Annotated in this window: 1 protein-coding gene; it reads right to left on the bottom strand. The window is 66.8% G+C overall.

Going from position 1 to position 648, the window contains the following annotated elements:
- Window positions 1-526 (bottom strand): class I tRNA ligase family protein (locus ABD323_RS43460; protein ID WP_344447536.1); only part of this gene is annotated, 526 nt, incomplete at its 3' end.
- Window positions 527-648 lie beyond the last annotated feature (122 nt).

Genomic DNA, 648 nt, shown 5'->3' on the forward strand with positions numbered 1-648 from the left:
CCTCCTCCAGCCACTCGACCGGCTTCTTGTGCACCGGGCAGAGCTTCTCGTCCTCGGTGGCGCCCGGCAGCAGCTCGCCGGGGATCTTGTACTCCTCGCAGCCGACGCAGTACGGGCCCTCGTAGCCGCCCTTGTAGATCTCGCCCTTGTCGAACAGGTCCTGGACGAACTCCTGGACCCGGTCGGTGTGCCGCTGCTGGGTGGTGCGGATGAAGTCGTCGTTGGCGATGTTCAGGTGCTGCCAGAGCGGCTTCCACTCCTGCTCGACCAGCCGGTCGCACCACTCCTGCGGAGTGACGTTGTTGGCGTCCGCCGTGCGCATGATCTTCTGGCCGTGCTCGTCGGTACCGGTCAGGTACCACACCTTCTCCCCGCGCTGGCGGTGCCAGCGCGTGAGGACGTCCCCGGCGACGGTGGTGTACGCGTGGCCCAGGTGCGGGCGATCGTTCACGTAGTAGATCGGGGTGGTGACGTAGTAGGCCGAGTTCGATGCCTCGGTGGTGCTGTGGTCTGCAGTGGCCGCCATGGTCGGAAATCTTAGCGGCGCGAAGGAACCACCCTCGACTCGATTAGCTCGGGGGTGGTCCCTGTCGCTGGGCGGATCAGGCCGCGCGGCCGAACAGCGAGCGGAGCCAGGTGCCGAACGAG

Origin of the sequence: Kitasatospora nipponensis (assembly GCF_039528135.1) — a bacterium.
In the GTDB taxonomy this organism is placed as follows: Bacteria; Actinomycetota; Actinomycetes; order Streptomycetales; family Streptomycetaceae; genus Kitasatospora; species Kitasatospora nipponensis.